This window comes from Klebsiella sp. BIGb0132 (assembly GCF_024810075.1).
Classification (GTDB): Bacteria; Pseudomonadota; Gammaproteobacteria; order Enterobacterales; family Enterobacteriaceae; genus Klebsiella; species Klebsiella terrigena.
Genome location: NZ_JANUDW010000006.1, coordinates 289,678 through 315,399, shown reverse-complemented (window position 1 = coordinate 315,399; position 25,722 = coordinate 289,678). Strand labels below are relative to the sequence as shown.

Sequence of the window (25,722 nt, the reverse complement as noted above, 5' to 3'; positions counted from 1 at the left end):
AGTTATTTTTTATGGCTGTGAGAAAAATAAACCATTTTTCACCATATCTATGCGGATTTAAAGTATCGCCATCAATTTTATTTATGAGGTGACTCCATGAACGCTGCAGAAAAACCTTTAGTTGTGATTACCGGCGCAAGCTCCGGCATTGGCCTGGCGACCGCTAAACTGCTCTCAGAGCGCGGGCATGCGCTGCTGCTGCTGGCCCGTCGCGTCGAGCGTATGACGGCGCTGAATCTGCCGAACGCCCTGTGCCGCGCGGTGGACGTCACCGACCGCCGGGCGGTCGCCGCGGCGATTGCCGAAGCGGAGCAGCAGTTTGGGCCGGTAGATGCGATGGTGAACAACGCGGGCGTGATGCTGCTGGGTAACATTGACCAGCAGGATCCCGATGAATGGGAGCAGATGCTGGACGTGAACGTCAAGGGCCTGCTGAACGGCGTTCACGCGGTCACCAAAGGGATGATTGAGCGCAAGGCTGGCACCATCATTAACATCAGCTCCATCGCCGGGCGTAAAACCTTCCCCAACCACGTGGTGTACGTCGGCACCAAGTTTGCCGTCCACGGCCTGTCGGAAAACCTGCGTGAAGAGCTGTCGCCGCACAACGTGCGGGTGGTGGTGATTGCGCCAGGCGCGGTCGAGACCGAGCTGCTGAGCCACACCTCCAGCGACGACATCAAGGCCGGTTACCAGGCGTGGAAGCAGGATATGGGCGGCAAAGTCCTCAGCCCGGAAGACGTCGCCCACGCCATCGAGTACGCCTACTCCCAGCCGCAGTACGTCTGCATTCGCGAAATTGTCCTCGCGGCAACCCGCCAGGGCGCATAGCGGTTCCCGCTAAAAGAAGGGGGGATGACTCCTCCCTTCACCTCTCTTGCGAACCCCACACCAGCGCCATGCCTTCGCTCTCCGGGCGCACCAGCTTAAAGCCAAATTTTTTATACAGCTCGGGGACGTCGGCGACCAGGCTTACGTAGGCGCCCGCCGGCGCATGCTGCTCAAGCCAGGCCATCAGGTGCTCCATGATTTTTCGCCCCAACCCCTTTCCCTGATGCGCCGGATCGACGGCAATATCGACGATCTCGAAGTTAAGCGCGCCATCGCCAACGATGCGCCCCATGCCGACAATCAGCCCGGAATGCTCCACGTATACGCCGTGGCAGCTGCGGGGTAGCGCGCGTTTAGCCGCCTCAAGAGGGCGGGGCGTTAAGCCGGAGATGACGCGCAGGCGACAAAAATCCTCTGCCGGAGGAACGGTTTCCACAATAGCGTAGGCTGCTGACATGTATTGATCTCGATAGTGGGCGTTCCCCTGTTTACCATCAACCACGCGTTCGCTCAACCGCTGCGCGTATCGCCGGCAAATGACCGATCCGCCGACAAAAATAGCGATGAATAAAAACGGGGCCAGGCGCGTTTACCGGTTATCGACACTGAGGATAACCCACTATGACGCGCATTGTTTCCGCTATCGCCTTCGGGCTCCTGATCGGCCCGGCGCCGCTGTACGCGATGCCGGTTAGCTACGGCATCAGTACGCCCGACACCGCCATCGGGCTCTCATGGCAGGCTTTCGGTGGCACCTCGCAGGCGCGCCTTGCCGGCGTAACGGGGGAGCTGACGCTGGATACGGCTAATGACATGGACGATCGCCTGAGCGTCACCATCCCGGTCGCTACCCTCGCGGCGTCCAATAGCCTGCTGACCTGGCAAATGAAGGGCCGTCTCTTTTTCGATGCCAATCGCTATCCGGCGATCCGCTTTACCAGCAGCCGCGTGGTGGCGCTGGGGGGCGGACGCTTTCGGGTTTTCGGCTATCTCGGCGTCAAAAATATCCTGCGTCCGGTCATTCTCGAGGCGGCTCTCGAAGATCCGCCGAACGGCTCCGTCGGCCGGGAGGTGCTGTCGCTGCATGCCACGACCGCCATCTCACGTGCGGCTTTTAATATGGACAGCCTGGCGGCGCTGGTGGGGGATACCGTCACCATTGATATCGCCATCGAGGCTAAAGTTCGGCATCGGGCCTAAACTCCCCCGCGCGCTATTCGCGCGGGAGGGCAGGGATTAACGGCCGGCGCGACCGGGCAGCATCCGGGACAGCACGCCATCGTGAAGCAGGTAGTGGTGGGCTAGCGCCGCCAGGGCGTGGGCGCAGGCGAGAATAATCAGCGCCCACGCCACGTTGTTGTGCCACTCCCCGAGGCTATGCCTGAGCGCGGGATCGATGCTTACCCAGCCGGAGAGATCGGGCCCGCCAAAAAAGCGGAACGGCTCCTGCTGCGCCCAGCGAAACAGAAAGCCCAGCGCGGCCTGGGCGAACAGCAGCAGGTACAGCGTCCCGTGGACGGCGTGCGCGGCAAGCTTCGTCGGGCGCGAAAGGGGAGCGGGAGGCAGGGCGTAGCGCGGGGAGCGCTGGCTGATAATGCGCCACAGCAGGCGCACGACGATCGTCATCGCCAGCACGATGCCGCACGAGATATGCAGGGCCTGCAGCTCTTTGCGCAACGGGGTGCCGCGCTCCAGCCACGCCCAGATATGGGCGCTGGAAAAGAGAAAGATGACGCAGGCGGCGGTGAGCCAGTGCAGCGTCAGCGTGAGGCGGTCATAGCGCTGGCGCCGGGCGGTGGGGGACTGTTGTTTCATGGCAAAGGACTCCATCAGCGGTGTTTGATGATGGGTAAACGCGGCAGGGTGAACATCTATTCGGAAAATTTTTTATCGGCCAATCGCCCGCAGCGGCCGGTTTATTGCAATTTTGTTACATTCGTTACATAACGGCGGCTGCGGCATTGCCTGCGCCGCGCTAACAGGCATCATAAAACGACCTTCCGCCAAGAGTATTGCATCATGATCAGAGTCGCCCTGGTGGATGACCATGTGGTCGTTCGCTCCGGTTTTGCCCAGCTATTAAATCTGGAAGACGATCTTATCGTGGCGGGGCAGTACAGCAGCGCCGCCGAGGCCTGGCCCGCGCTGATGCGCAGCGACATTGACGTTGCGGTGCTCGACGTCGCCATGCCCGACGAGAACGGCCTGAGTCTGCTCAAACGCCTGCGCCAGCGGCAGCCGGGGTTTCGCGCCATCATTCTCAGCATCTACGACACCCCGGCTTTTGTGCAGAGCGCCATCGACGCCGGCGCGAGCGGCTATCTGACCAAACGCTGCGGCCCGGAGGAGCTGGTGCAGGCGGTACGTTCGGTGGGGATGGGCGGCCATTACCTGTGCGTGGATGCGCTTAAGGCGCTGCGCGGCGGCGAATCCTCGCCGAAAGCGCTCGATGTCCTGACCCCGCGCGAGCGGGAGATATTCGAGCTGCTGGTGAAAGGGGAGAGCGTGAAGGCGATCGCCTTCAGCCTGGCGCTGAGCCATAAAACCGTCCACGTTCACCGGGCTAACGTGCTGGGCAAGCTGCAGTGCGGCAGCACCATCGAGCTGGTGCATTTCGCCCTCGATAATCAGCTGCTGACGGGCCATGGATGAAGCGCGCCTCCCGTCATCTGGTCCTGATGCTGTTTATCACCCTGGCCTGGGGAAGCGGCTGGCTGATGCTGTGGACGCTCAGCTTCTATTTGACCCACAACGGCCAGCAGGCGGTGCTGTTCCTGCCGCAGGGCGTCTATCTGGCGCTGCTGATCCTGCTGCCGCGCCGCTTTTGGCCGGCGGTGGTCCTGCCGCCGCTGGCGGCGATCGCCTGGCTGCGCAGCGAGCAGCTGCTGACCGGCTACGCGATCGCGATCGTTCCGCTGGTGGGCATGCTCTCGGCCGCTATGGCGCAGCGTTTCTGGTATCGTTTCCCGCTCTACTGGCAGCGGCTGTCGCTGCTGATTGCCGCGGTCAGCGCCAACGCGCTGCTGCAGACCCTGGCCCTGATCGCCTTTTTGCAAAGCCCCGCGACGCTGCTCGGGCTGGCCTCGTTTACCGGCGGCGTGCTGCTGGCGCCGTTTGTCTATCTGATGTTCGAGTTTTTACGCCAGCAGCATCGCTACCAGCTGCTGGGGCTGGATACCAGCAACCCGCCGCTGCGCGCCTCGCTGATTATCTGGTGCAGCCTGTTTTTTATCATCGGCATCGGCACCCAGATGGTGCTCTCCCCGGCGCTGGAGCGGCTGCTGCTGATCGTGGTGTTTTTGCCTAACGTGGTGATGGCGTGGAAATTTGGCTGGCAGGGCGGGGTGCTGTCCGGCCTGCTCGGCAGCATGATGATCGCCATCGCGCGTCAGGTGGGCGGCGGCTTTACGGATCTGCTGGAGCTTGAGATTTTCCTCGCCACCCAGTCGCTGCTGGGGATCGGCCTGGGTATCGCCATCAGCCGCCAGCAGCACCTGGCGCTCAATCTCGATCGCTATCGCCGCCGGCTCGAGCAGGAGCTGCAGACCCGGCGCGAGCTGACGGAAAAGCTGATCCACACGGAGGAGGATACCCGCAAGCATCTCGCCCGCGAGCTGCATGATGAAATCGGGCAGAACATCACTGCCATTCAGATCCAATCGCAGCTGGTCAAACGGGCCGGCGGCAGCGCCCTGGCGATTGAGGCCGCCGGGCAGATCAACGCCCTGGCCCAGCGCATTCACCACTCCACCCGCCAGATGCTGCGCCAGCTGCGCCCCCCGGTGCTGGACGAGCTGTCGCTCAGGGAGGCGCTGCACCATCTGGTGAAGGAGTTCGCCTTTGCCGAGCGCGGGATTAACTGCCGCTTTGACTACCGGCTGGCGGCCCCGCTGGCCAACGAAATCCTGGTCTTTACCCTCTACCGCCTGCTGCAGGAGCTGCTCAATAACGTCAGCAAGCACGCCGGCGCCAGCGAGGTGGCGATCCTGCTTTGCCAGCAGGGCGACGGCCTGTATCTCGAGGTGCGGGATAACGGCAGCGGCCTTGGCCCGCAGAACACGCCGGGCTTCGGCATGCAGGGCATCCGCGAACGCGTCCACGCCCTCGGCGGGGAGCTGACCCTGGAATCACGCGGCGGCACGCGCGTAATTGTTAACCTGCCCACATTTTCGTCACAAACACTTCGCTAACCAGGAAAAAGTCTTAGCTGCACCGGACTTTCTCTCATCCATTTTGCCGCGCGCTTTTATATCGTCAGCCTAAACGGAGAACGCCATGCCCGCACTGTCTGCTGCACAGATCGCTCAACGCTACCGGACCCAGCGCCCGAGGCTGCTGCTGTGCATGGTCATTGGCTACGCCGCATTCTACCTGACGCGTAAAAGCATCAACTACGTGCTGCCGGTTTTGCAGCTGGATATGGGGCTGAGCAAAAGCGACATCGGGCTGATCGGCTCGCTGTTCTATCTGAGCTACGGCCTGTCGAAATTTGCCGCCGGATTGTGGCATGACGGCCACGGGCAGCGGGCGTTTATGGGGATTGGCCTGCTGGCGACCGGCGTGCTGAACGTGCTGTTCGTGTTTAGCCACTCCCTGCCGGTGCTGCTGTTTATCTGGACGCTAAACGGCTTTTTCCAGGGATGGGGATGGCCGCCCTGCGCCCGGCTGCTCACCCACTGGTACTCGCGCAACGAACGCGGCTTTTGGTGGGGCTGCTGGAACACCTCCATCAATATCGGCGGGGCGATTGTGCCGCTGATTTGCGCCTTCGCCACCCACTTTTGGGGCTGGCGGGCGGCGATGCTGGCGCCGGGGATCGTCAGCATCGTGCTCGGCATCTGGCTGACCACCCAGCTGCGGGGCACGCCGCAGGAGGAGGGGCTGCCGACGGTGGGCGAGTGGCGCAACGATCCGCTGGAGCTGCGCCAGGAGCTGCAGAGCCCGCCGATGGGGCTGTGGCAGATGCTGCGCACCACCGTGCTGCAGAACCCGATGATCTGGCTGCTGGGCGCCTCATACGTGCTGGTGTATCTGATCCGCATCGCGCTCAACGACTGGGGCAACATCTGGCTGGCGGAGAGCCACGGCGTCAACCTGCTGAGCGCCAACGCCACGGTCATGCTGTTCGAGGCCGGCGGCCTGCTCGGGGCGCTGTTCGCCGGCTGGGGATCGGATCTGCTGTTCAGCGGCCAGCGCGCGCCGATGCTCCTGCTGTTCACGCTGGGGCTGATGGTTTCGGTCGCCGCGCTGTGGCTGGCGCCGGTGCATCACTACGCGCTGCTGGCGATGTGCTTTTTCAGCGTCGGTTTTTTTGTCTTTGGTCCGCAGATGCTCATTGGCCTTGCCGCCGTCGAGTGCGGGCACAAGCAGGCGGCAGGGTCGATCAGCGGCTTTCTCGGCGTGTTTGCCTATCTGGGGGCCGCGCTCGCCGGCTGGCCTCTGTCGCAGGTCATTGAACGCTACGGCTGGTCGGGGATGTTCAGCTTGCTCTCGCTGGCCGCCGTACTGATGGGTTTATTACTGATGCCCCTGCTGATGTCGGGCGTCACCGTTTCACGCAATCACACAACATCCTGAAGGGCTGAATAATGAAAACAACGCTTCTCTCTACCCTCATTGCTTCCGGGCTCGCGCTCGCCGCCCTCACCGGTGCGGCGCAGGCAAAAGGCCGTCTGGTGGTCTACTGCAGCGCCACCAACGAAATGTGCGAAGCCGAAACCAAAGCGTTCGGCGACAAGTACGACGTTAAAACCTCGTTTATCCGCAACGGCTCCGGCAGTACCCTGGCGAAGGTGGACGCGGAGAAGAAAAACCCGCAGGCCGACGTCTGGTACGGCGGCACCCTCGATCCGCAGTCGCAGGCCGGTGAAATGGGGCTGCTGCAGCCGTATAAATCTCCGAACCTCGCGCAGATCATGGAGAAATTCCGCGATCCGGCGAAGGTGAAGGGCAACCTCTCCTCGGCGGTTTACGTCGGGATCCTCGGCTTCGGCGTCAACACGCAGCGGCTGAAAGAGAAGAATCTGCCGGTGCCGAAATGCTGGAAGGATCTGACCAAAGCGGAATACAAGGGCGAGATCCAGATTGCCGATCCGCAGAGCTCGGGCACCGCCTACACCGCGCTGGCGACCTTCGTCCAGCTGTGGGGGGAAGATCAGGCGTTTGATTATCTGAAACAGCTCAACGCCAACGTCTCACAGTACACCAAATCCGGCATCGCCCCGGCGCGTAACGCCGCCCGCGGCGAAACGGCGATCGGCATCGGCTTTCTCCACGACTACTCGCTGGAAAAAGAGCAGGGCGCGCCGCTGGAGCTGATCTCCCCGTGCGAGGGCACCGGCTATGAGATTGGCGGCGTCAGCATTCTGCAGGGCGCGCGCAACGCGGATAACGCGAAGCTGTTCGTTGACTGGGTGCTGTCGAAGGATGCCCAGGAGCTGGCGTGGAAGAAGGGCAAATCCTATCAAATCCTCACCAACACCACGGCGGAGACCTCGCCAAACTCGCTGAAGCTCGATGACCTCAAGCTTATCAGCTATGACATGGATAAGTACGGCTCAACGGAAGTCCGCAAAGCGCTCATTAACAAATGGGTTGCCGACGTGAAGATGGGTAAATAAGCCCGCGACAAGTGGTTATCGCCCGGCGTTGCCGCCGGGCCAACAGCACCCGGAAAACTTATGTCACACACATTAGCTCTTCATCCCGCGAAAAAACGGGATGCGGTATTCCTGTGGGTTTTACTCGGCTGGCTGGCGTTTGCCCTGCTGCCGGGCTGGAGCCTGGATTATGGCCTGCTGGAGTCGACGCGCGACGAGATCCTCGCCGCCTACGGCTGGTCGCAGGTCAACGTTAGCTGGCTGTGGTACCTGCTGCCAAGCCTGCTGCTGGTTCGCCCGCTGAGCGAAGCGCGCCGCGAACAGCGGGCCCGCCACTATTTTGACGCCGGCTGGGCGCTGCTGTGCATGGCCTTTATCGTCATCAGCGCCACCGTCGAGGGCCGGGGTTTAGGCTACGCCGCCATCGTGCTGTTCGTAGCGCTGGGCGCCATCATGACCCTGGCGCTGACGCGTCTGGAGTGGCTGGGCGGCGACCGCTTTGTCATCGGCTCGCTGATTACCATCATCGCGCTGATCGGCATTTTTATCGTCTGGCCGAGCATCGCCATTTTTATCCCGATGTTCACCAACGCCGCCGGGGAGTTCGCGCCGCTGGCGTTCCTCAGCGTCCTCTCCCAGGCGCATATCGTGCAGGTCATCATCAACTCGATCCTGCTGTCGATTGCCGTCGGGATCGGCTGCACCTTCTTCGGTCTGGTGCTGGCGATTTACACCACCCGCATCGCGAAGCGCAGCGCCATCATCGGGCGCATCTTCTCGATTCTGCCGATCGTCACTCCGCCGTTCGTGGTGGGGCTTGGCGTTACGCTGATGATGGGGCGATCCGGCTACGTGACCGAATTTATGGTGACCTGGTTCGGGCTGACCAACACCAACTGGCTGTACGGTTTTACCGGCATCTGGCTGGCGCAGGTGCTGGCCTTTACCCCGATGGCGTTTATGATCCTCGACGGCGCCATCAAAACCATTCACCCCTCGCTGGAGGAGGCGTCGTATACCCTGCGCGCCAGCCGCTGGCAAACCTTTAACGGTGTATTCGTCCCGCTGCTCAAGCCGGCGCTGGCGAACGCCTTCCTGATCGTTATCGTGCAGTCGCTGGCCGACTTCAGCAACCCGCTGGTGCTGGGCGGCAACTTCGACGTGCTGGCGACGCAGATCTACTTCTACATTACCGGCTCGCAGCTGGATTATCAGGCCGCCAGCACCCTCGGCGCGTTCCTGCTGCTGTTCTCGCTGCTGGTGTTCTGCGTGCAGTATATGTGGATTGGCAAGCGCTCCTACGTCACCGTTTCCGGCAAGTCCTACCGCGGCGACGTGCAGCCGCTGCCGGCGATGCTGGTGCGCGGCGTGGTGGCCCTGCTGGCGATCTGGATTGCCTTTAACGCCCTGCTTTACGGCAGCATTTTCTACGGCAGCTTCACCGTCAACTGGGGCGTGGACTACACCCTGACGCTGGATAACTTTATTAAGCTCTTTGGCCAGGGGATGAGCGACGGCGCGTGGCCTTCGCTGCTCGATACCCTGCTGTACGCCGGGATTGCGGCGCCGATCACCGCCGCCTTCGGGCTGCTGATCGCCTGGGTGGTGGTGCGCCAGCAGTTCAGGGGCAAAAAGACCATCGAGTTCACCACCATGCTGTGCTTCGCGGTTCCCGGCACCGTGGCGGGGGTGTCGTACATTCTGGCCTTCAACAGCGCGCCGGTTTATCTCACCGGCACGGCGGCGATTGTGATTATGTCGATGGTGATGCGCAACGTGCCGGTCGGCATTCGCGCGGGCATTGCCGGCCTCGGCCAGATCGATAAATCGCTGGATGAAGCCTCGCTGAGCCTGCGCGCCGGGAGCCTACGCACCATTACCCATATCCTGCTGCCGCTGCTGCGCCCGGCCATTTTGTCGGCGCTGATCTACAGCTTCGTGCGCGCCATTACCACCGTCAGCGCGATTGTCTTCCTCGTCACGCCGGATACCCGGGTGGCAACGGCCTACATTCTCAACCGGGTAGAAGACGGCGAATACGGCGTGGCGATCGCCTACGGCTCCATTCTGATAGTCGTGATGCTGGCGATTATTTTCCTCTTTGACTGGCTGATCGGCGAGGCGCGAATCTCCCGCTCAAAAGCCAAAAATCAGGCGTAATTCTATGACTCAAAAACATTTCGTTGAGCTGCGCAACGTCGGCAAGCGCTTTGGCGATAACACCGTTATCGAAACCATTAACCTGGCCATTCCGCAGGGGCAGATGGTGACGCTGCTTGGCCCGTCCGGCTGCGGCAAAACCACGGTGCTGCGGCTGGTGGCCGGGCTGGAAAAGCCCACCAGCGGGCAGATTTTTATCGACGGCGAAGACGTTACCCACCGCTCCATCCAGCAGCGCGATATCTGCATGGTGTTCCAGTCCTACGCGCTGTTCCCCCATATGTCGCTGGGGGAGAACGTCGGCTACGGCCTGAAGATGCTCGGCGTATCGCGCAGCGAGACAAAAGCGCGGGTGAAGGAGGCGCTGGCGATGGTCGACCTGGAGGGCTACGAAGATCGCTTTGTCGATCAGATCTCCGGCGGCCAGCAGCAGCGCGTGGCGCTGGCCAGGGCGCTGATCCTCAAGCCGAAGGTGCTGCTGTTCGACGAGCCGCTGAGCAACCTTGACGCCAACCTGCGCCGCAGCATGCGGGATAAGATCCGCGAGCTGCAAAAGCAGTTCAATATTACCTCGCTGTACGTCACCCACGATCAGAGCGAGGCCTTTGCGGTCTCTGATACGGTGCTGGTGATGAACAAAGGCAGCATCATGCAGATTGGCTCACCGCAGGATCTGTATCGTCAGCCGGCTTCGCGCTTTATGGCCAGCTTTATGGGCGACGCGAACCTGTTCCCGGCCAGCTTCAGCGCCGAGAGCGTGGAGATCCACGGCTATCGTCTGCCGCGTCCGCCGCACTTTACCGCCAGCGGAAGCGGCACCGTCGGCGTCCGCCCGGAGGCGATTACCCTCAGCCAGCAGGGGCTTGAGAGCCAGCGCTGCGTCATCCGCCACGTGGCCTATATGGGGCCGCAGTATGAGGCGATCGTGGAGTGGCACGGCCAGCAGATTTTGCTGCAAATCAACGCCACCCGCCTGCAGCCCGATGTCGGGGAGAGCTACTACCTGCAGATTCATCCCTACGGGATGTTTATGTTACAGGATGCCGCATAGGAGTCCGCCCCCTGCTTAGCCGCAGGGGGCCACTGCCGTTTGACGACCGCGCAAAATCAAGAGCTCTGTTTATCCTCCTTTCCCACCGTAGACCCTGCCAACCCTACATTTACCCCGGTTTTAATCACGCTATCCTGCCGCCGCTGGCTATCCATTTATACTGAATGGATATTCATTAACGTTATGTTTATAAACAATAAAATTGTAAAAATTCCCGAGATGTCAATGTCAACAGTATTCACGGCTCAACCAACTTAAAATCTATAAAAGTAGACGTTTGTCGACTTTTCATCTAAAAAGTCTGGGTACGGGGCTAGACAAAACCACCATCCGGTTATCAAATGGTTAAATAATATTAAATTTTAAGTAAATGATTGGCCAAATGAAAAAATGGTCAACGCGCTTTCCGCGATTTACAAGCGCTTCGGCGCACCTTATTGGGAGAAGTTATGCATTCCTCTGTTAATAAAAACGAAAGTCGGACCTTCTTTGGTCACCCCTATCCGCTAGGGTCGCTGTTTTTTACCGAAATGTGGGAGCGATTCTCTTTTTACGGCATTCGCCCGCTTTTAATCCTGTTTATGGCCGCCACCGTCTATGACGGCGGAATGGGGCTGGCGCGCGAAAACGCGTCGGCGATCGTCGGCATCTTCGCCGGCAGCATGTACCTTGCGGCGCTGCCGGGCGGCTGGCTGGCGGACAACTGGCTGGGTCAGCAAAAGGCCGTGTGGTACGGCTCGATTCTGATTGCGCTCGGCCATCTGTCGATTGCCCTCTCTGCCTGGATGGGCGACACCCTGTTCTTTATCGGGCTGATGTTTATCGTGCTTGGTTCCGGCCTGTTTAAGACCTGTATCTCGGTGATGGTCGGCACGCTGTATAAGAAGGGAGACGCGCGCCGCGACGGTGGGTTCTCGCTGTTCTATATGGGCATCAACATGGGCTCGTTTATTGCCCCGCTGATCTCCGGCTGGCTTATCAAATCCCACGGCTGGCACTGGGGCTTTGGCATCGGCGGTATCGGGATGCTGGTAGCGCTGGTTATCTTCCGCCTGTTCGCCGTTCCGGCCATGAAGCGCTACGACAGCGAAGTGGGCCTCGACTCCACCTGGAACAGCCCGGTGGCGAAGAAAAACGGCGTCGGCGCCTGGCTGCTGGCGCTGGCGGTCGGGGTTGCGGCGGTGATTGTCCTGATTGCTCAGGGTGTTATCGTGATTAATCCCGTGGCGGTCGCCAGCACCCTGGTGTACGTCATTGCGGCGTCGGTGGCGCTGTACTTTATCTATCTGTTCGCCTTTGCCGGCCTGACCCGCAAAGAGCGCGCTCGCCTGCTGGTGTGCTTTATCCTGCTGGTCTCCGCCGCCTTCTTCTGGTCGGCCTTCGAGCAGAAGCCGACGTCGTTTAACCTGTTTGCCAACGACTACACCAACCGCACCATCGGCAGCTTCGAAATTCCGGCGGTATGGTTCCAGTCGATTAACGCCCTGTTTATCATTCTGCTGGCGCCGGTATTCAGCTGGGCATGGCCGGCGATGGCGCGTAAAAACGTCCGCCTGAGCAGCATCACCAAGTTTGTTATCGGTATTCTCTGCGCCGCCGGCGGCTTTGGTCTGATGATGCTGGCCGCTGAGAACGTGCTGAGCAGCGGCGGGGCGGGCGTATCGCCGCTGTGGCTGGTGGGCAGTATTCTGATGCTGACGCTGGGCGAGCTGTGCCTGAGCCCGATCGGCCTGGCGACCATGACCCTGCTGGCGCCGGAAAGAATGCGCGGTCAGATGATGGGGCTGTGGTTCTGCGCCAGCGCGCTGGGTAACCTGGCCGCCGGCCTGATTGGCGGTCACGTCAAGGCTGACCAGCTGGATATGCTGCCGGATCTCTTCGCCCGCTGCTCGATTGCGCTGCTGATCTGCGCCGCCGTACTCTGCGTGCTGATCGTTCCTGTGCGCCGGATGCTGGAAAATACCCAGAGCAAAACCGCTCAGGAGCCGGCGGCTAAGGCCTGACGGTAAACCCGTTGCTATCCTGTAAACCGGCGCGCGATGCGCCGGTTTTTTTTCGCCCGTACTCTGCCGACGGGCTCATGTCTACCGCCGCGTGCAGCGGTAGATGAGCGGTACGGTAAAGGCGTACAGCACCACCACCGACAGCCAGATGGCTCCGGGCCACCACGTCCTGAGGCCGAAATAGAGCGACGAAAAGGCCAGCGGCGCGACGATCGACGCCAGGCTGACGGTGGAGGCCAGCACCCCCTGCAGCTGCCCCTGCCGATCGTCGCTGACCTGGCGGGTGGCCAGCGCCTGCAGGGCGGGCGTGCCGATCCCGCCGAGGGCGATCAGCGGCATCACCGCAAAGACAATCCAACCCTGATGGGCCAGCGACAGGATAATCAGCGCCGCGCTGGCGCTGGCGATGCCGCAGAGAATGGCCCCGCGCTCGCCGAGCCTGCGGGTTGCCGGGCCTGGCAGAAAGGCCTGCGCCAGCATCTGGCACACGCCGAACGCGCCCAGCGACAGGCCGACCCACAGCCCGTTCCAGTGAAACATATCCTGTCCCCACAGCGTCCAGCAGGTGCCGTAGACCTCCCCGGTGGCGCTTAAGAAGAAGAACACCAGCGCGATGGTGAGCAGCCCTTTGACTGAGAATAGCCAGCGCATGGGCCGCAGGGGATTGAGCTCGGCGAGCGCCATTTTGCGCTTCGACGGCCGGCGTGACTCCTTCAGGGCCAGCAGCGCCAGCAGGAAATTCGCGCCGTTCAGCACCGCGGCGACGATGAACGGCAGGCGCAGGGCGTAATCGCCGAGCACGCCGCCGAGCACCGGGCCGATGATAAATCCGGCGCCGAAGGTGGCGTTGAACAGCCCGAAGCGGCCGGCGCGCTTTTCCGCCGGCGTCACGTCCGTCAGCCACGCCATCGCCACCGAAAGGTTGGCGCTGGTGAGGCCGGCGATGGCTCGCCCGAGCAGCAGCGGCCACAGATGGCTGGAAAAGGCCATCAGCAGGTAGTTGATCGCCGCCCCGGCCAGCGAAATCAGCAGTATCGGGCGGCGGCCGAAGTTATCGCTGAGCGCGCCGAGCAGGGGAGCGAAAATAAACTGCATCAGGGCGTACAGCGCCGCCAGAATGCCGATGTAGGGGGCGATATCGCCGGTATGGACCACCTCTTTAAGCAGCTGCGGCAGCAGCGGAAAAATCAGCCCGATGCCGACGGCATCGAGCCAGATGGTGATAAAAATGACGCTCAGGGTTCTGTTCATGGTCGGCTCAACGCGGGATGCTACGCATAGGGGGTATCCTGCGCGGCGGCGCGGGCGGCGTGAAAGCCGCGCTCGAGGAGGGCGAGAAAGCGCTCGCGTACGACGTCGGCGGGCTGCTCCTGCTGCAGGCGCAGCGCGTCGCCGTAGGCAATGCGCCAGCCGTTGAGCACGATGCTGGCAATCAGCTGCGCCAGCGGATCGTACGCCGGCCGCTGAAGGCGCGACGCGAGCATGGTGCCCAGCGCCCGGGTCAGAAGGGTAAACTGCTCAAGGGCGTAGGCCTGCAGCGACGGGCTGGCCTCAACGCCCTGCCAGAACGCCGCCACCCGGCGATCCATTCTCACCAGCGGATGCTGCTGGCTCATCAGCTCCTCGGCCAGCGCTTCCAGCACCGCGATCGGCGCCCGCTGGGGATGCCGATCGAACGCCTGCCGCAGCAGCTGGTGGACTTCGTCGATGCGATCGAAGTAGAGCTCCTCTTTACGCGGGAAATAGTTAAACACGGTCATTTTCGACACGCCGGCCGCGGCGGCAATATCGGCAATGGTGACGTTATCAAAACCGTGCTGAATAAACAGTTCGGTGGCGGTGTTGGAGAGCTGCTGGCGCGTAAGGCGCTTTTTCTGCTGGCGCAGCCCTTCGGCATGCTGGTGGGTATTCACGTATTCGCTCCGTGGTGCTGATGTCGATAATTTTATGTCGGGTAAAATATTATGATCGATATAAAATTAAGTCCAGTGCTATGATGCATCACCGGGGGGCGTGCGGGTGAAGTGAAGCGAATGAAGTAAAAGGTTAAGCAGAAATTCAGCGGGAAATTAAGACGGCAAAAGGCGTGCGGACTGAAGGAGAGGGTGAGCCGAACCGCGCGGTGAACGCGGCCCGGCGTCAGGATTTAGCGGTAGACGATACCGCCGTCGATGAGGATCGCCTGACCGGTAACGTAGTCAGAGTCCGGGCCGGCGAGATAGGAGACCAGGCTTGCCACGTCGTCCGGGGTTTCGGCACGGCCCAGCGCGATGCCTTCCACGTATTTCTTGTAGGTTTCACCTACCGGCGTGCCGGTGATCTCGGAGAAACGCCTGTCGATCTCGGTCCACATGCCGGTACCGACAATCCCCGGACAGTAGGCGTTTACCGTGATGCCGCGGCTGGCGTACTCTTTGGCCGCCGCCTGGGTCAGCGCGCGGACGGCAAATTTGGTGGCGGAGTAGATCCCCAGCAGGGCGAACCCATCGTGCCCGGCAATGGAGCAGGCGTTGATGATTTTACCTTTCTGCTGACGGTCGATGAATTTTTTCGCCGCGGCCTGAATGCCCCACAGGGTGCCCTGGACGTTGATGCGCATGATGCGATCGACCTCTTCCGGGGTGACGTCGGCCAGCGCCTGCACCTGAGCAATCCCGGCGTTGTTCACAATAATATCGAAGCCGCCCAGCTGCTTCTCCGCTTCGTCAATCGCGGCGTAAACCTGCTCGCGGTCGGCGATATTGGCGACGAAGGTGGCCGCCTTGCGGCCCAGGGCCTCAACCTCAGCGGCGACGGCGGCAATCCCTTCCGGGTTGACGTCGACGAGCATCAGCGATGCGCCATCTTTCGCCAGACGTAAAGCAATCCCGCGGCCAATGCCCTGACCTGCGCCGGTGACCAACGCCACTTTATTTTCGATAGCCATTCTGTACTCACCTTGAGCTAATTAATAAACGACGGCTGCCCGATGCGCTGTGGGCCCGGTGCGGGAAGGGCGCAGCGGGCCAGGGGAGCATCAGCGGCAGAGAATGACACTACTCTATAGCGGCGGATAGGCGTGGCCTACCCCCCAGCTGGGGGGGAATGGGGCGCAGTGATGAAAAGCTGGAGCGCGCTCGGATATCGCAGCGATGCCTTGGTTCAACCGCCTCTCCTTGGGTACACTCGGGGAATGGACTGGCTGAAAAGGTAACGGCACGATGGAATTTTTGCCCGCAACGGATGACCCACTGAGTGAATGTGTTCCCGAAGAGCCTTTAGGCTTTACGCGCCAGCTGCCGCTTATCGCCACCCGCTTTACGCCGCCTCGCTCACCCGGTGCGCTGCAGCTGCGCGACCGCCTGCTGCGGCGTCTGGACACCGCCACCGGCAGCGCGCTGACGCTGGTGTGCGCCCCGGCCGGGTTTGGCAAAACGACCCTGCTGGCCCAGTGGTACCACCATCGCCAGCAGCAGGGGGACGCCCTGGCCTGGCTGAGCATGGATGAAGACGACGGCCCGCCGGCGCTGTTTATGCGCTATCTTCAGGCGGCGCTGGCACCTCTGTGGCAAGGGTGGAGCCCGGCGTTTCTCCGCCAGGCGGATGACGGCCCGGCGGCCGATCTCACGCTGTTTCTGGCGGAGCTGGTGAACCAGCTGCACCGCTGCCCGCACCCGCTGTATCTCATCATTGACGACTATCAGAATATCTCCCACCCGGCGATCCACGCCGGGTTAAGCTGGCTGCTGAACCACGCCCCGGCCGCTCTGCACCTGATTATCGGCAGCCGCTGCCAGCCGACGCTGGCGCTGGGCCGGCTGCAGATGCAGGATCAGCTGGTGGAGGTGGACGATAGCGAGCTGCGTTTTAACGTCGGCGAAGCCAGCGCCTATTTTTCCGCCGCGCTGGCGCCGGGGTTCAGCCAGCAGGAGATCCCCCGGCTGCTGGCTCTGACGGAGGGCTGGGTCGCCGGGATGAAAATGGCCACCTTATCCAGCGGTCCCGTGCACTCCCACCCGGCGGCGGGCGGGCTGAACGCCGGCTCGCGCTCGATCGCCCGCTATCTTGACGAAGTCATTTTTGCCCCCTTGCCCGCCGAGGTGCTCGACTTTCTCCTGCAAACGTCGGTGCTCAACCGCCTGCATCCGGCGCTGTGCGACGCCGTCACCGGCAATGCTAACGGCGAGGCGATGCTGGCATGGATTGCGCAGCGCAACCTGTTTCTTTCCGCCCTCGACGAGGGCGGGCTGTGGTTTCGCTACCATCCGCTGATGCGCGACGCGCTGCTCTCGCGGCTGCAGCACGGCGGCGAGGGGGATATTCGCCGGCTGCACGAGCGCGCCGGCGCCTGGTTTGCCGGGCAGCAGCTGTGGGCGGAGGCGATCCGCCACGCCCTCGCCGCCGGTAAGAGCGGCGCCGGGCACGCGGAGGCCGGGGCGCAGTCGCTGGCGGAAGAGGGGGACATCGACACGATGGTGCGCTGGATCCGCTACCTGCCGGCGGATCCCGACCCTTCGCGCATCGATCTGCAGATTAACCTCGCCTGGGCGCTGGCGCACCGCTTTCGCTTTCAGGATGCCCGCCAGCTGCTGGACGCGCTCGAAACCCTGGCGGCGGCCAGCGGCGAAGCATTAGCCCACAGCTCGTGGGTCAAGCTGCGGGTGGTGCGGGCGATTTGCGAAGCCTTTGCCGAGAATATCCCGCAGAGCATTGCTATCGTCGAGCCGCTGCTGCGGGAGGTGCCCTGCGGCGACGTATGGGTCGATGGCCTGGTGTGCAACATTCTCAGCTACTGCCATCTGGCTAGCTCCCGGCCGCAGCAGGCCCTCGACGTGCAGCAGCGGGTATCGGGCACGCGCGAGGCCAGCCGCAATCTGTTCGTCGGCGTGTACCGGGCCTTCGTCATGGCCCAGGGCTACCTGCGCCAGGGCAACCTGGCGGAGGCCGAGCGTCAGGCCAGCCGGGCGCTGGAGGCTGCGGAACGGCAGACCGGCGCCCGCTCCAGCAGCGGCGCGACGCTGGCGCCGATCCTCGCCGAAATCGCCTGGGAGCAGGGGGAGACGCAGCGCATTGACGCGCTGCTGACGCTGCGTCTGGAGACGATCGATGATTTTTGCCCGCCGGACGGCTTTAGCCGCTGCTACATCGTGCTGGCGAGGCGGGCGCGGCTCGACGGCCGCCCGGAGGACGCGGAGTCCCTGCTGCTGCACGCCGAAGGCCTGGCGGTCCAGCGCGGCTGGCTGCGGGCGCAGGCGCCGCTGCTGGCCGAGCGCCTCAGCCAGTCGCTGCAGGACGGCGATATCTCCGCCGCCGAAGCGCTGCTCTCCCGGCTGCAGGCGCTGGCCGACGACGCGGACAAAAGCGACGTGGCGCACGCCTCTCTGACCCTAAGCCGCTGCCGGGTACTGATGGCGAAAGGGGAAGCGATGTCGGCGGCGCTGCGGCTCGATACGCTGGCGGCCGAGCAGGAGCGCTGCGGGGAGTGGCTGTTCGCCGTGCGCCTGCGGCTGCTGCAGGCCCAGGCCCTGTGGCAGGCGAATGCCCCGGAGCAGGCCGTGGCGGTCGGCGTTCCCGCGCTGCGGCGGGCAATGCGCCAGAAGCTGCTGCGCAGCCTGCTGGACGGCGGCCCGGCGCTGGCGTCGTTGCTGCAGCTGATCGCTAAACGCGGCGCGGCAGGGGCGGAGTTCAGCGCCGACCTGACGCAGCTACTGGCGCACTTCGCCGCCGCTGGGATCCCGTTCAGCGCCGGACGCGCCGCGCCGCCAGACGTACGCCTAACCGAGCGGGAACGGCAAACTCTGCGACTGATTGCCGAAGGCTACTCGAATAAGGGGATGGCGCGGGAGCTGGGGATTTCGGCGGAGACCGTCAAGTGGCACCTCAAGCAGCTGTACGAAAAGCTGCAGGTCAGCGGCCGCATCCAGGCGCTCAACCAGGCGCGCGAGTGGCGGCTGCTAAGCTAGGCGCGCCGTCATTTCTGCGGGGCCGCGTTCGCCGCCCCGCCTTTATTGCTGCTCGTATTACTTCTCGCTAACTTCCGCCAGCGGGCTGCGATAGTCGCCACCCAGCGCCTTGATCAGCGTAACGTCGGTGCTCAGGCGCTGGGCCTGGATATCCAACAGCATCAGCCGCTGGGCGATGGCCGGTCGACGCGCCTCCTGGGCGGCGTAATAGCTGAGCAGCCCGCGCTGATAGTGCGCGCTGGCGCTGTGGGTGGTGGCCATGGCGGCGGTTACCTTCAGCTGCTGGAGCGCCACCTGCTGGTTGAGATCGTTGAGCTGGCTGGAGCTTATCGCCACGTCGCGAACGGCGTCGAGGACGGCCTGGTTGTACTGCTTGATCAGGATATTGCTGGCGGTGCGCACCGAACGCAGGTTGGCGTTCAGGCGGCCGCCGTCGAAGATCGGCAGGTAGAGGCCGGGCAACAGGTTAATCTGCTGGAACGATGATTTAAACAGATCCCCGACGCTCAGCGCGTTATATCCCCAGAAGGCCTTGATATCGAAGTGCGGGTAGAACGCCGCCTTCGCCGCATCGACCTGGCTTAACGAGGCGGTGACGTAGCCGCGCAGCGCCTGCAGGTCCGGGCGGCGGGCCAGCAGCTCGAAGGAGAGCGAATCGGGAAGCGTCTCCTGCAGCGTCGGCAGCGGCACCGGGTGGATCTCCGGCATGCTGCGGGCGTCGGCGCCGATCAGCGCGCGCAGGGTTTCGCGATACTGGGTCAGGGTACCTTTGGCGGTAATCGTCTGCTGCTGCGCCGCCAGCAGCTCGGCCTGGGCGTTGGCGATATCGACGCTATCCTCCACGCCCCGGCGGGTGCGGTGCTCGTGCGCCTGTACCGACAGGCGGGCAATCTCTTCCAGCTGGTTGAGCAGCGCAATTTTCTGGAAGGTAGCCTGCATTGCGAAGTACAGCTGCGCCACGCTGCTGGCGAGATCCAGCTCGATACCGGCGGTTTCCGCCTGGCGCGCGTTTTTCTCGCCGATGGCCGCCGCGACGTGGGCGCGGTCGGCGCCCCAGAGATCGATATTCAGCGTAGCGCCGACGCCTACCGTATTCAGGGTGTACCAGGGGCCGTTTTTATCGACCGGCAGAGAGTAGGAGTAGGGCCAGGTGAACTGCTTGTTGGTCACCCGCAGGCGATTTTGCGCCGCCACCGCGGTGGCCTGCACGCCCATTGCCGACTGTGCCAGCTCTACCGTTGACTGCGATTGCGAAATGCGCAGCCGGGCGGCCTGCATGGTCGGGGAGTTCTGCAGGGCGCGGTTCACCAGCATGTTGAGCTGGGCATCGTCATAGCCTTCCCACCATCTGGCCGTCGGCCAGCCGCTGTTCGCCAGATGAATCACCTGCGCGAGCTCTGCCTGCTGCGGGTTGGCTATCCTGACCTGAGAAGGATCGTCCTGAATCAGCGCGCACCCGGCGAGCAGGACGAAGGCGAGGGGGGAGTAGCGCAGATAGCGTGCTGCGGTGTCTATTTTTCTCATGACTTATCTGCCTGTCGCGGAAGATCTGAAGGTGCGGACGACCACGTAGGTAACGTCGTCAGTAGCGTCGCCAGCGGCGGACCAAAGGGGTTGTGCGGATCCGGATGCACTCCGTGGGGCAGCGCCGGCGCGGCCTGCTGGCGCTCGATATCCTCGGCGTAGGCCTGGAGCTGCGCGGCGCTGCGCGGGAGAAAATCATCCCCCGGCGCGGCGTACAGCCGGTAGCCTTCGCTTAAGCGCACGATCTCCTGGGCCCGGAGCCAGGTCGCTTTGACCGGCCAGGTTTTGGCCTCCGGATGCGGATGGGCCCAGGCGTTGAGCGGCTCGGCCGCCACCCGATGCATCAGCGTTTCGGCGCCGTTAAGGGAGTGGAACAGCGGCACCAGCCTGACCTCATCATCCCCGGCGCGCAGGTAGCCGGCAATCTGCCGGTAGAGCCGTGCGAGGCGCGATTTCAGCAGCAGGGCTTCGCTATCCGGCCACAGGTAGAGGTGGACGATCGACGAGACCAGCACCCCGAGCAGGATGCCGATAACCCGATCGCGCAGCTCGGTGAGATTGGTCAGCGGCCCGAACCAGCTGAGAAACGCCAGCGAAAAGGTAAAGCCTATCTGGATCCCGGCGTAGGCGATGCGCTCCGAGCCGGCGGCAATCCACGCCGACAGCGCCATCACCGGGAGGGTCATCGCCAGCAGCCCGACGATGGATTCGGTGTGCGGCTGAACGTAGACGATCATCAGCAGCGCCAGCAGGGTGGCGAGCAGGGCGCCGCCGATGCGCAGCCAGGTCTTCTGCAGGGTCGCCCCCAGCCCCGGCTGGGCGACAATCACGCAGCTCAGCATAATGGTGTGGATACCCTGCCAGTCGGCGGCGGTATAGAAAACGTAGCACAGCAGGGTTGCCAGCAGCGTTTTGAGGGCGAAGTGCAGGTAGGCCGGATTGGTCCAGGCATCGGGCAGCAGCAGCGGGGCCTTTTCCTCTTCCCCGGCCGGTAGCGCAACCGCTTCGCCGCGGGCCAGCTTGTCCAGGGTGGCGGCCATCTCCTGGAGGATCACGCCGTTGGCGCTATCCCGGGCGACGATCTCCGGCCGCGCGGGCAGGGCGTCGGCGCGCAGGTTCTCCGCCAATGCCGAGAGCACAGCGGAGAGCTGCTGGCGCTCTGCGGGATGGTCATCCCCCGGCTGAAGCAGCGCGGCAAGGTGATAGCAGTGCAGCGCGGCGGCCATCAGCGATTGCCACCCCTGCGGGTCGGCGGCCATCTCCGGGCTGGAGCGGGTAGCCTGCTTATAGAGGGCGTTTAGCTGGGCAAAGTTTTCGGCGGTCTCTTTAAACGTCGGCTGCTTTTTCAGCGGCTCCGGCTGCACCAGCAGCTGCGCAACCTGGCGCAGCAGGACGACGATCCGCGCCTTGAGCTGGTAGCCGGGAAACGCCTGCTGAAAACAGGCGTTCACCAGCAGGGTGACCACGATGGCGGTGTTAATGACCACCCACAGCCACAGCAGCAGGCGCACCAGAATCTCGCTCTGGCTGGTCATCGACGGGAAGGTTTGCGCGTAGATCACCACCAGCGCCACCACGAAGAAGGCCAGCCCCAGCTTGCCCAGCACCCGCATCAGGTAGATCGCGCCGAAAAAGAGCAGCACCGAGGCCACCAGGCGGATCAGCGGATAATCATAGGTCCATTTGATGATCAGCAGCACGCAGCCCAGCGCCACGCTGACGGTGATAAAAAACACCACGCTCACCAGCTTGATCATCAGCACGTTCGGCTGGCTGACGTAAAACACCACGATCAGCGCGACGGCCAGGAAGGGGATCTGCAGGGTCATAAACAGGACGATCAGCACCGCGCAGCTCAGCGTCAGGCGCAGGGTATAGTTGGCCCGGCCCGGCACATCGCGGAGTTCCCGGTTCAGGAACGACCAGAAGTTCTGCATGCCGTCCCCTTACTGCGGCTGAAGCACGGCGCTGGCGGAGGCGCCCATGCGAAACAGTTCAGGGTCGGGATCTTTGACGGCGATCTTCACCGGGAAGCGCTGGGATACGTGGACCCAGTTGATGCTCTTCTGGATGATCGGCAGGCCTTCAATCACGCTCCCGCCTTCGGGCAGCACCCCTGAGCCCACGGAATCCACCACCCCGGAGAAGGTTCTGTCGTGGTTGGTCATCACGGTAACCCGGGCCGGAACGCCCGGACGGACGTTTTTAAGATCGGTTTCGCGGAAGTTGGCGATCACGTACCAGCGGTCGTCATCCATGAGGGTAAACACCGGCTTGAGCGCCGAGGCGTACTGGCCGACGGTGGTTTTCAGCGCCACCACCACGCCGTTGAAGGGGGCGTGGACTTCGGTAAATTCAAGATGCAGCTCCGCCAGCGCAATCTGCGCCAGGATCCCCGCCCGCTGGGCAACCATCGCGTCTACGCCGGAGACGGCGGCGGAGGCCTGCTTCGCCTGCAGCAGCGTCGCCTGCAGCTCGGCGCGGGCGGCCTTTTCCGCGGTTCGCGCCTGGTCGAGATCTTCCTGCGAGGCGAAGCCCTGCGGCACCAGCGGTTCGAGGCGGGTGCGGGAAGAGGTGGTCTGCTTAACCAGCGCCCTGGCGCGCTCGACGGCGGCGGCCACCGACTGGGCGTTGTACTCCTGGGCCTTAACCGTGCGCTGGGTCAGCATGATTTGCGCATCCAGCGTCGTCAGCCGGGCTTTGGCGTCGTCGAGCATCGTCTGGTAGGGGCGCGGATCGATGCGGAACAGCAGATCGCCTTTCTTCACCCGCTGGTTGTCGCGGATCGGCATCTCGACGATCCGCCCACTCACCTCCGGCACCACGTCAATGGTGTCGGTATAGACGTAGGCGTCATTGGTGGCCGGCGAGGTCTGGAGCTGCCAGATAACCACAATAAGTGCCACGATCGCGGCGAGGACGAGGGCCAGCAGGGGCCACTTTTTCCGGAATACGCTTGGGCTGGAGTTTGTCATAGCGGCTTAGTTAACAAAGAAGAGAAACCACAGGATCGTGGCGAACAGGAACATCAGCGCCAGGTAGCTGAAGACCAGCGGCGAAAATCGCGGCTGCCAGCCCCGGCGAACGATCAGGATATGGCAGGGGATGAGTAAAAATACGCTGCCCAATAAACAGAAGAACCAGCCGGGAAATGCGGCGCCTAATACCGGGATCGCCGGTGATAAAGAGCAGCCGGAAATTAAAGGCGCGGTTAATAATAGTGCCGGCGGAGCCAGCTTCGCTATACGATTCAAGGGAGGATACCTGCGCGCTCATATCATTGTGGAATGAGTTTAATCGGCCTGAAGGCTAATTAAAAGCCGCACGGCAGACTAAAAACCTATATTCCTGGCGCCGCTTGAGCGTAGCCTTTGCATAGCGAATGAATATAAACGCATTTATTTTGCATTAACCGCGATAGCGGCCGATAAAATAGGGGGAAGGGTTTCTGCTGCTGCCCGTAGTCAGCGCCTCCAGCCAGGGCTATGCTTAGGGTCTGAACAATAAAAACAATGGGGCAATGTCATGGATAAGGAACTACTGGACGCGGGATTTCGCGCCTACAGGGGAGAGAAAATCGATGTCTACTTCAATACGGAAATCTGCCAGCACTCGGGGAATTGCGTACGCGGTAGCGCGAAGCTCTTCAATCTGAAACGTAAGCCGTGGATCGTGCCGGACGAGGTGGATACCGCCACGGTCGTGCGCGTCATCGATACCTGCCCGAGCGGCGCCCTGAAGTATCGCCAAAAATAAGCGAGGACGTGATGGAAATACTGGAAGGCCACAACAAGTTTTACGTTAACGACGCCGAGGGTAATCAGGTCGCCGAAATTGTCTTTGTCCCCACCGGGGAGCATCTCAGCATTATTGAACATACCGACGTCGACGAGAGCCTGAAAGGGCAGGGCGTCGGTAAAAAGCTGGTGGCGAAAGTGGTGGAAAAAATGCGCGGCGAGCAGCGTAAAATTATCCCGCTATGCCCGTTTGCTAAACACGAGTTTGATAATACCCGCGAATACGATGATATCCGCGCCTGATATAAATGCGCCGGCTTTTGCCGGCGCTAAATGTTAGGCGAGAAACGCAGACGCGCTTGCCGCATCCGGGATCTCTTTTCTGGCGCTTATTTCGTTGAGAAAGAGCTTAGCCAGAATTTTTACCGCAGCCGCGCGCGTCAATATTATTTCTGCAGCCTGTTTGCGGCTGTGCGCATAAGGTACCTCTCATCTTTGCTATCAGCGGGTGCCTTCATTTTCCAGCTTCTGCCGTTTGCGCAGATGCGGGAAAATGGTCATCCATATCGCCACCACCACCAGCGTGCCGATCCCGCCGAGCGCCGCGGCCGGTACGGCGCCCATCCACGCTGCCAGCAGGCCTGACTCAAACTCGCCAAGCTGGTTCGAGGTATTGATGAAGATGGCGTTTACCGCGTTCACGCGGCCGCGCATATCATCCGGCGTATCCAGCTGCACCAGCGCGCCGCGAATGACCATGCTCACCATATCGAACCCGCCGAGCGCGGCCAGCGCCAGCAGGGAGAGCCACAGCTTCGTCGAGAGCGCAAACAGCAGCGTTGCCAGGCCAAAGCCGGCCACCGAGGCGAACATGATCATACCTACGTTCTTCTCCAGCTTGTTGCGGCTAAGCCAGATGCCCACCAGCAGCGCGCCGATCGATGGCGCACCGCGCAGCATCCCCAGCCCCCAAGGGCCGGTGTGCAGAATATCCTGGGCGAAGATCGGCAGCAGCGCCGTCGCCCCGCCGAGGAGCACGGCAAACAGATCGAGCGAGATCACGCCCAGGACGTCTTTTCTCTCGCGGATAAAATGGACGCCGGCAAACAGGTTCTTGAGGTTCATCGGCAGGCGGGTTTGCGGCGGCCGCTCGTAGCGCAGCCGGCTCACCAGCACAATCGAGAACAGATAGAACAGGGCGGAGACGCCGTAGACCACTTCCGGACCGGCGACGTACAGCAGGCCGCCAAGGGTTGGGCCGATAATCACCGCCGCCTGTCCCCCGACGGAGCTGGCCGCCATCGCGCGGGCGAGGATCGGCGGCGGCACCAGCGCTGGCAGCATCGAGGTGATCGCCGGCCACTCCAGCGCTTTTGCCACCGAGATTAAGAAGACCAGCCCCCAAATCTCAATTTTATCCGCCCAGTGCAGCAGCGTCAGCGCCACCAGTCCGAGTAGCGCCGCCCATTCGATGAACTGGCCTAGCAGCACGATGCGCCGGCGATCGAACTGATCCGCGAGGTGTCCGGCGGGCAGGGCCAGCAGCACCGAGGGGAGAAACTGCATCAGGCCGATCATCCCCAGCGCCATCGCGCTGTGGGTAATGGCGTAAATTTGCCAGCTAACGGCAACCGAGAACATCTGAAAACCAAACGATGAACAGGTGCGCGCCAGCCAAAAGGTGACGAACGACCCGTGCCGCAGGAGAGAATCTTCCGCTGCGGATACCTGTGAACCCATAGTCTTATCCCATTCAAAGCCAATATTCCGGCCAGCATCTTTGTACCGGCCTGGTGAGGCGCCCGTAACGGGCGCTTCTTATCTTTTTTTGCACATTGCAGAGTGCGACATCCTGGCCGTTCGGACAGTGGCGAG

At 62.4% G+C, this 25,722-nt stretch carries 22 protein-coding genes; 12 read left to right on the top strand and 10 right to left on the bottom strand.

What is annotated here, in order from left to right:
- Positions 1-96: 96 nt before the first annotated feature.
- Positions 97-831, top strand: coding sequence for an SDR family oxidoreductase (locus M2416_RS18085; RefSeq protein ID WP_259226245.1), 735 nt, complete (start codon positions 97-99; stop codon positions 829-831).
- A gap of 37 nt (positions 832-868) precedes the next feature.
- On the opposite strand, the gene M2416_RS18080 is transcribed toward M2416_RS18085, so the two are convergent.
- Positions 869-1,288 (bottom strand): GNAT family N-acetyltransferase, encoded by a 420-nt coding sequence (locus M2416_RS18080; protein WP_076945855.1) that lies wholly within the window; start codon positions 1,286-1,288, stop codon positions 869-871.
- 164 nt (positions 1,289-1,452) lie between these two features.
- Between M2416_RS18080 and M2416_RS18075 the strand changes: the two genes are divergently transcribed.
- Complete coding sequence (locus M2416_RS18075) at positions 1,453-2,031, top strand: YceI family protein (RefSeq protein WP_259226244.1); 579 nt, start codon at positions 1,453-1,455, stop codon at positions 2,029-2,031.
- Between the two features lie 36 nt (positions 2,032-2,067).
- Here M2416_RS18075 and M2416_RS18070 read toward each other — a convergent pair whose 3' ends face one another.
- Positions 2,068-2,646 (bottom strand): cytochrome b, encoded by a 579-nt coding sequence (locus M2416_RS18070; RefSeq protein WP_259226243.1) that lies wholly within the window; start codon positions 2,644-2,646, stop codon positions 2,068-2,070.
- 204 nt (positions 2,647-2,850) lie between these two features.
- On the opposite strand from M2416_RS18070, the gene M2416_RS18065 reads away from it, so the two are divergent.
- The 7 genes from M2416_RS18065 (at position 2,851) to M2416_RS18035 (ending at position 12,644) form a co-directional block, all read left to right on the top strand.
- Entirely contained in the window at positions 2,851-3,483 is a 633-nt protein-coding gene (locus M2416_RS18065; protein ID WP_132512864.1) for a response regulator transcription factor, read from the top strand.
- Positions 3,480-5,021 carry an MASE1 domain-containing sensor histidine kinase gene (locus M2416_RS18060; protein ID WP_259226242.1) on the top strand — a complete coding sequence of 514 codons (1,542 nt, stop codon included), beginning with the start codon at positions 3,480-3,482 and terminating at the stop codon, positions 5,019-5,021. Before M2416_RS18065 ends, M2416_RS18060 begins: the two co-directional genes overlap by 4 nt.
- Before the next feature lie 85 nt (positions 5,022-5,106).
- Positions 5,107-6,408, top strand: a complete 1,302-nt coding sequence (gene uhpC, locus M2416_RS18055; RefSeq protein WP_259226241.1) for an MFS transporter family glucose-6-phosphate receptor UhpC — start codon at positions 5,107-5,109, stop codon at positions 6,406-6,408.
- Positions 6,409-6,419: 11 nt separating this feature from the next.
- Positions 6,420-7,451: an ABC transporter substrate-binding protein gene (locus M2416_RS18050; protein WP_123708743.1), complete on the top strand. Its 1,032-nt coding sequence runs from the start codon at positions 6,420-6,422 to the stop codon at positions 7,449-7,451.
- Positions 7,452-7,511: 60 nt separating this feature from the next.
- The gene (locus M2416_RS18045) at positions 7,512-9,590 is read left to right on the top strand and encodes an ABC transporter permease (RefSeq protein WP_045857212.1); all 2,079 of its coding nucleotides are present in this window, start codon (positions 7,512-7,514) and stop codon (positions 9,588-9,590) included.
- A 4-nt stretch (positions 9,591-9,594) separates the two neighbouring features.
- Complete coding sequence (fbpC, locus tag M2416_RS18040; RefSeq protein ID WP_045857214.1) at positions 9,595-10,641, top strand: ferric ABC transporter ATP-binding protein; 1,047 nt, start codon at positions 9,595-9,597, stop codon at positions 10,639-10,641.
- 449 nt (positions 10,642-11,090) lie between these two features.
- Positions 11,091-12,644, top strand: coding sequence for a peptide MFS transporter (locus tag M2416_RS18035; RefSeq protein ID WP_259226240.1), 1,554 nt, complete (start codon positions 11,091-11,093; stop codon positions 12,642-12,644).
- An 81-nt stretch (positions 12,645-12,725) separates the two neighbouring features.
- Here the strand turns inward: M2416_RS18035 and M2416_RS18030 are convergent, their stop codons facing one another.
- The 3 genes from M2416_RS18030 to M2416_RS18020 form a co-directional block, all read right to left on the bottom strand.
- On the bottom strand, positions 12,726-13,895 hold the full coding sequence (locus tag M2416_RS18030; RefSeq protein ID WP_259226239.1) for a TCR/Tet family MFS transporter: 1,170 nt from the start codon (positions 13,893-13,895) through the stop codon (positions 12,726-12,728).
- A gap of 20 nt (positions 13,896-13,915) precedes the next feature.
- A complete protein-coding gene (locus M2416_RS18025; RefSeq protein ID WP_259226238.1) occupies positions 13,916-14,557 on the bottom strand; it encodes a TetR/AcrR family transcriptional regulator in 642 nt (213 codons plus the stop codon).
- Between the two features lie 233 nt (positions 14,558-14,790).
- The gene (locus M2416_RS18020; protein ID WP_076945860.1) at positions 14,791-15,570 is read right to left on the bottom strand and encodes an acetoin reductase; all 780 of its coding nucleotides are present in this window, start codon (positions 15,568-15,570) and stop codon (positions 14,791-14,793) included.
- 274 nt (positions 15,571-15,844) lie between these two features.
- Here M2416_RS18020 and M2416_RS18015 point away from each other — a divergent pair, with 274 nt between their 5' ends.
- On the top strand, positions 15,845-18,586 hold the full coding sequence (locus M2416_RS18015; RefSeq protein ID WP_259226237.1) for a LuxR C-terminal-related transcriptional regulator: 2,742 nt from the start codon (positions 15,845-15,847) through the stop codon (positions 18,584-18,586).
- A 57-nt stretch (positions 18,587-18,643) separates the two neighbouring features.
- Here M2416_RS18015 and M2416_RS18010 read toward each other — a convergent pair whose 3' ends face one another.
- The 4 genes from M2416_RS18010 to M2416_RS17995 are packed head-to-tail and all read right to left on the bottom strand — an operon-like array spanning position 18,644 to position 23,364.
- A complete protein-coding gene (locus M2416_RS18010; protein ID WP_259226236.1) occupies positions 18,644-20,110 on the bottom strand; it encodes an MdtP family multidrug efflux transporter outer membrane subunit in 1,467 nt (488 codons plus the stop codon).
- Positions 20,107-22,047, bottom strand: a complete 1,941-nt coding sequence (locus M2416_RS18005) for an FUSC family protein (protein ID WP_259226235.1) — start codon at positions 22,045-22,047, stop codon at positions 20,107-20,109. Before M2416_RS18005 ends, M2416_RS18010 begins: the two co-directional genes overlap by 4 nt.
- A 9-nt stretch (positions 22,048-22,056) precedes the next feature.
- Positions 22,057-23,085: a multidrug transporter subunit MdtN gene (gene mdtN / locus M2416_RS18000; protein ID WP_259226234.1), complete on the bottom strand. Its 1,029-nt coding sequence runs from the start codon at positions 23,083-23,085 to the stop codon at positions 22,057-22,059.
- 6 nt (positions 23,086-23,091) lie between these two features.
- Positions 23,092-23,364, bottom strand: coding sequence for a YtcA family lipoprotein (locus tag M2416_RS17995; RefSeq protein ID WP_076945865.1), 273 nt, complete (start codon positions 23,362-23,364; stop codon positions 23,092-23,094).
- A gap of 271 nt (positions 23,365-23,635) precedes the next feature.
- On the opposite strand from M2416_RS17995, the gene yjdI reads away from it, so the two are divergent.
- Both yjdI and M2416_RS17985 read left to right on the top strand, forming a co-directional pair.
- Positions 23,636-23,866, top strand: coding sequence for a 4Fe-4S mono-cluster protein YjdI (gene yjdI, locus M2416_RS17990; RefSeq protein ID WP_076945866.1), 231 nt, complete (start codon positions 23,636-23,638; stop codon positions 23,864-23,866).
- An 11-nt stretch (positions 23,867-23,877) separates the two neighbouring features.
- Complete coding sequence (locus M2416_RS17985) at positions 23,878-24,150, top strand: GNAT family N-acetyltransferase (protein WP_041147122.1); 273 nt, start codon at positions 23,878-23,880, stop codon at positions 24,148-24,150.
- 198 nt (positions 24,151-24,348) lie between these two features.
- Here the strand turns inward: M2416_RS17985 and M2416_RS17980 are convergent, their stop codons facing one another.
- Positions 24,349-25,587, bottom strand: a complete 1,239-nt coding sequence (locus M2416_RS17980; protein WP_259226233.1) for an MFS transporter — start codon at positions 25,585-25,587, stop codon at positions 24,349-24,351.
- Positions 25,588-25,722 lie beyond the last annotated feature (135 nt).

Bases quoted from the DNA above. Each gene is read 5' to 3' on its own strand.
- M2416_RS18085 (WP_259226245.1), top strand. From the start codon at position 97: ATGAACGCTGCAGAAAAACCTTTAGTTGTGATTACCGGCGCAAGCTCC.
- M2416_RS18080 (WP_076945855.1), bottom strand. From the start codon at position 1,288: ATGTCAGCAGCCTACGCTATTGTGGAAACCGTTCCTCCGGCAGAGGAT.
- M2416_RS18075 (WP_259226244.1), top strand. From the start codon at position 1,453: ATGACGCGCATTGTTTCCGCTATCGCCTTCGGGCTCCTGATCGGCCCG.
- M2416_RS18070 (WP_259226243.1), bottom strand. From the start codon at position 2,646: ATGAAACAACAGTCCCCCACCGCCCGGCGCCAGCGCTATGACCGCCTC.
- M2416_RS18065 (WP_132512864.1), top strand. From the start codon at position 2,851: ATGATCAGAGTCGCCCTGGTGGATGACCATGTGGTCGTTCGCTCCGGT.
- M2416_RS18060 (WP_259226242.1), top strand. From the start codon at position 3,480: ATGAAGCGCGCCTCCCGTCATCTGGTCCTGATGCTGTTTATCACCCTG.
- uhpC (WP_259226241.1), top strand. From the start codon at position 5,107: ATGCCCGCACTGTCTGCTGCACAGATCGCTCAACGCTACCGGACCCAG.
- M2416_RS18050 (WP_123708743.1), top strand. From the start codon at position 6,420: ATGAAAACAACGCTTCTCTCTACCCTCATTGCTTCCGGGCTCGCGCTC.
- M2416_RS18045 (WP_045857212.1), top strand. From the start codon at position 7,512: ATGTCACACACATTAGCTCTTCATCCCGCGAAAAAACGGGATGCGGTA.
- fbpC (WP_045857214.1), top strand. From the start codon at position 9,595: ATGACTCAAAAACATTTCGTTGAGCTGCGCAACGTCGGCAAGCGCTTT.
- M2416_RS18035 (WP_259226240.1), top strand. From the start codon at position 11,091: ATGCATTCCTCTGTTAATAAAAACGAAAGTCGGACCTTCTTTGGTCAC.
- M2416_RS18030 (WP_259226239.1), bottom strand. From the start codon at position 13,895: ATGAACAGAACCCTGAGCGTCATTTTTATCACCATCTGGCTCGATGCC.
- M2416_RS18020 (WP_076945860.1), bottom strand. From the start codon at position 15,570: ATGGCTATCGAAAATAAAGTGGCGTTGGTCACCGGCGCAGGTCAGGGC.
- M2416_RS18015 (WP_259226237.1), top strand. From the start codon at position 15,845: ATGGAATTTTTGCCCGCAACGGATGACCCACTGAGTGAATGTGTTCCC.
- M2416_RS18010 (WP_259226236.1), bottom strand. From the start codon at position 20,110: ATGAGAAAAATAGACACCGCAGCACGCTATCTGCGCTACTCCCCCCTC.
- M2416_RS18005 (WP_259226235.1), bottom strand. From the start codon at position 22,047: ATGCAGAACTTCTGGTCGTTCCTGAACCGGGAACTCCGCGATGTGCCG.
- mdtN (WP_259226234.1), bottom strand. From the start codon at position 23,085: ATGACAAACTCCAGCCCAAGCGTATTCCGGAAAAAGTGGCCCCTGCTG.
- yjdI (WP_076945866.1), top strand. From the start codon at position 23,636: ATGGATAAGGAACTACTGGACGCGGGATTTCGCGCCTACAGGGGAGAG.
- M2416_RS17985 (WP_041147122.1), top strand. From the start codon at position 23,878: ATGGAAATACTGGAAGGCCACAACAAGTTTTACGTTAACGACGCCGAG.
- M2416_RS17980 (WP_259226233.1), bottom strand. From the start codon at position 25,587: ATGGGTTCACAGGTATCCGCAGCGGAAGATTCTCTCCTGCGGCACGGG.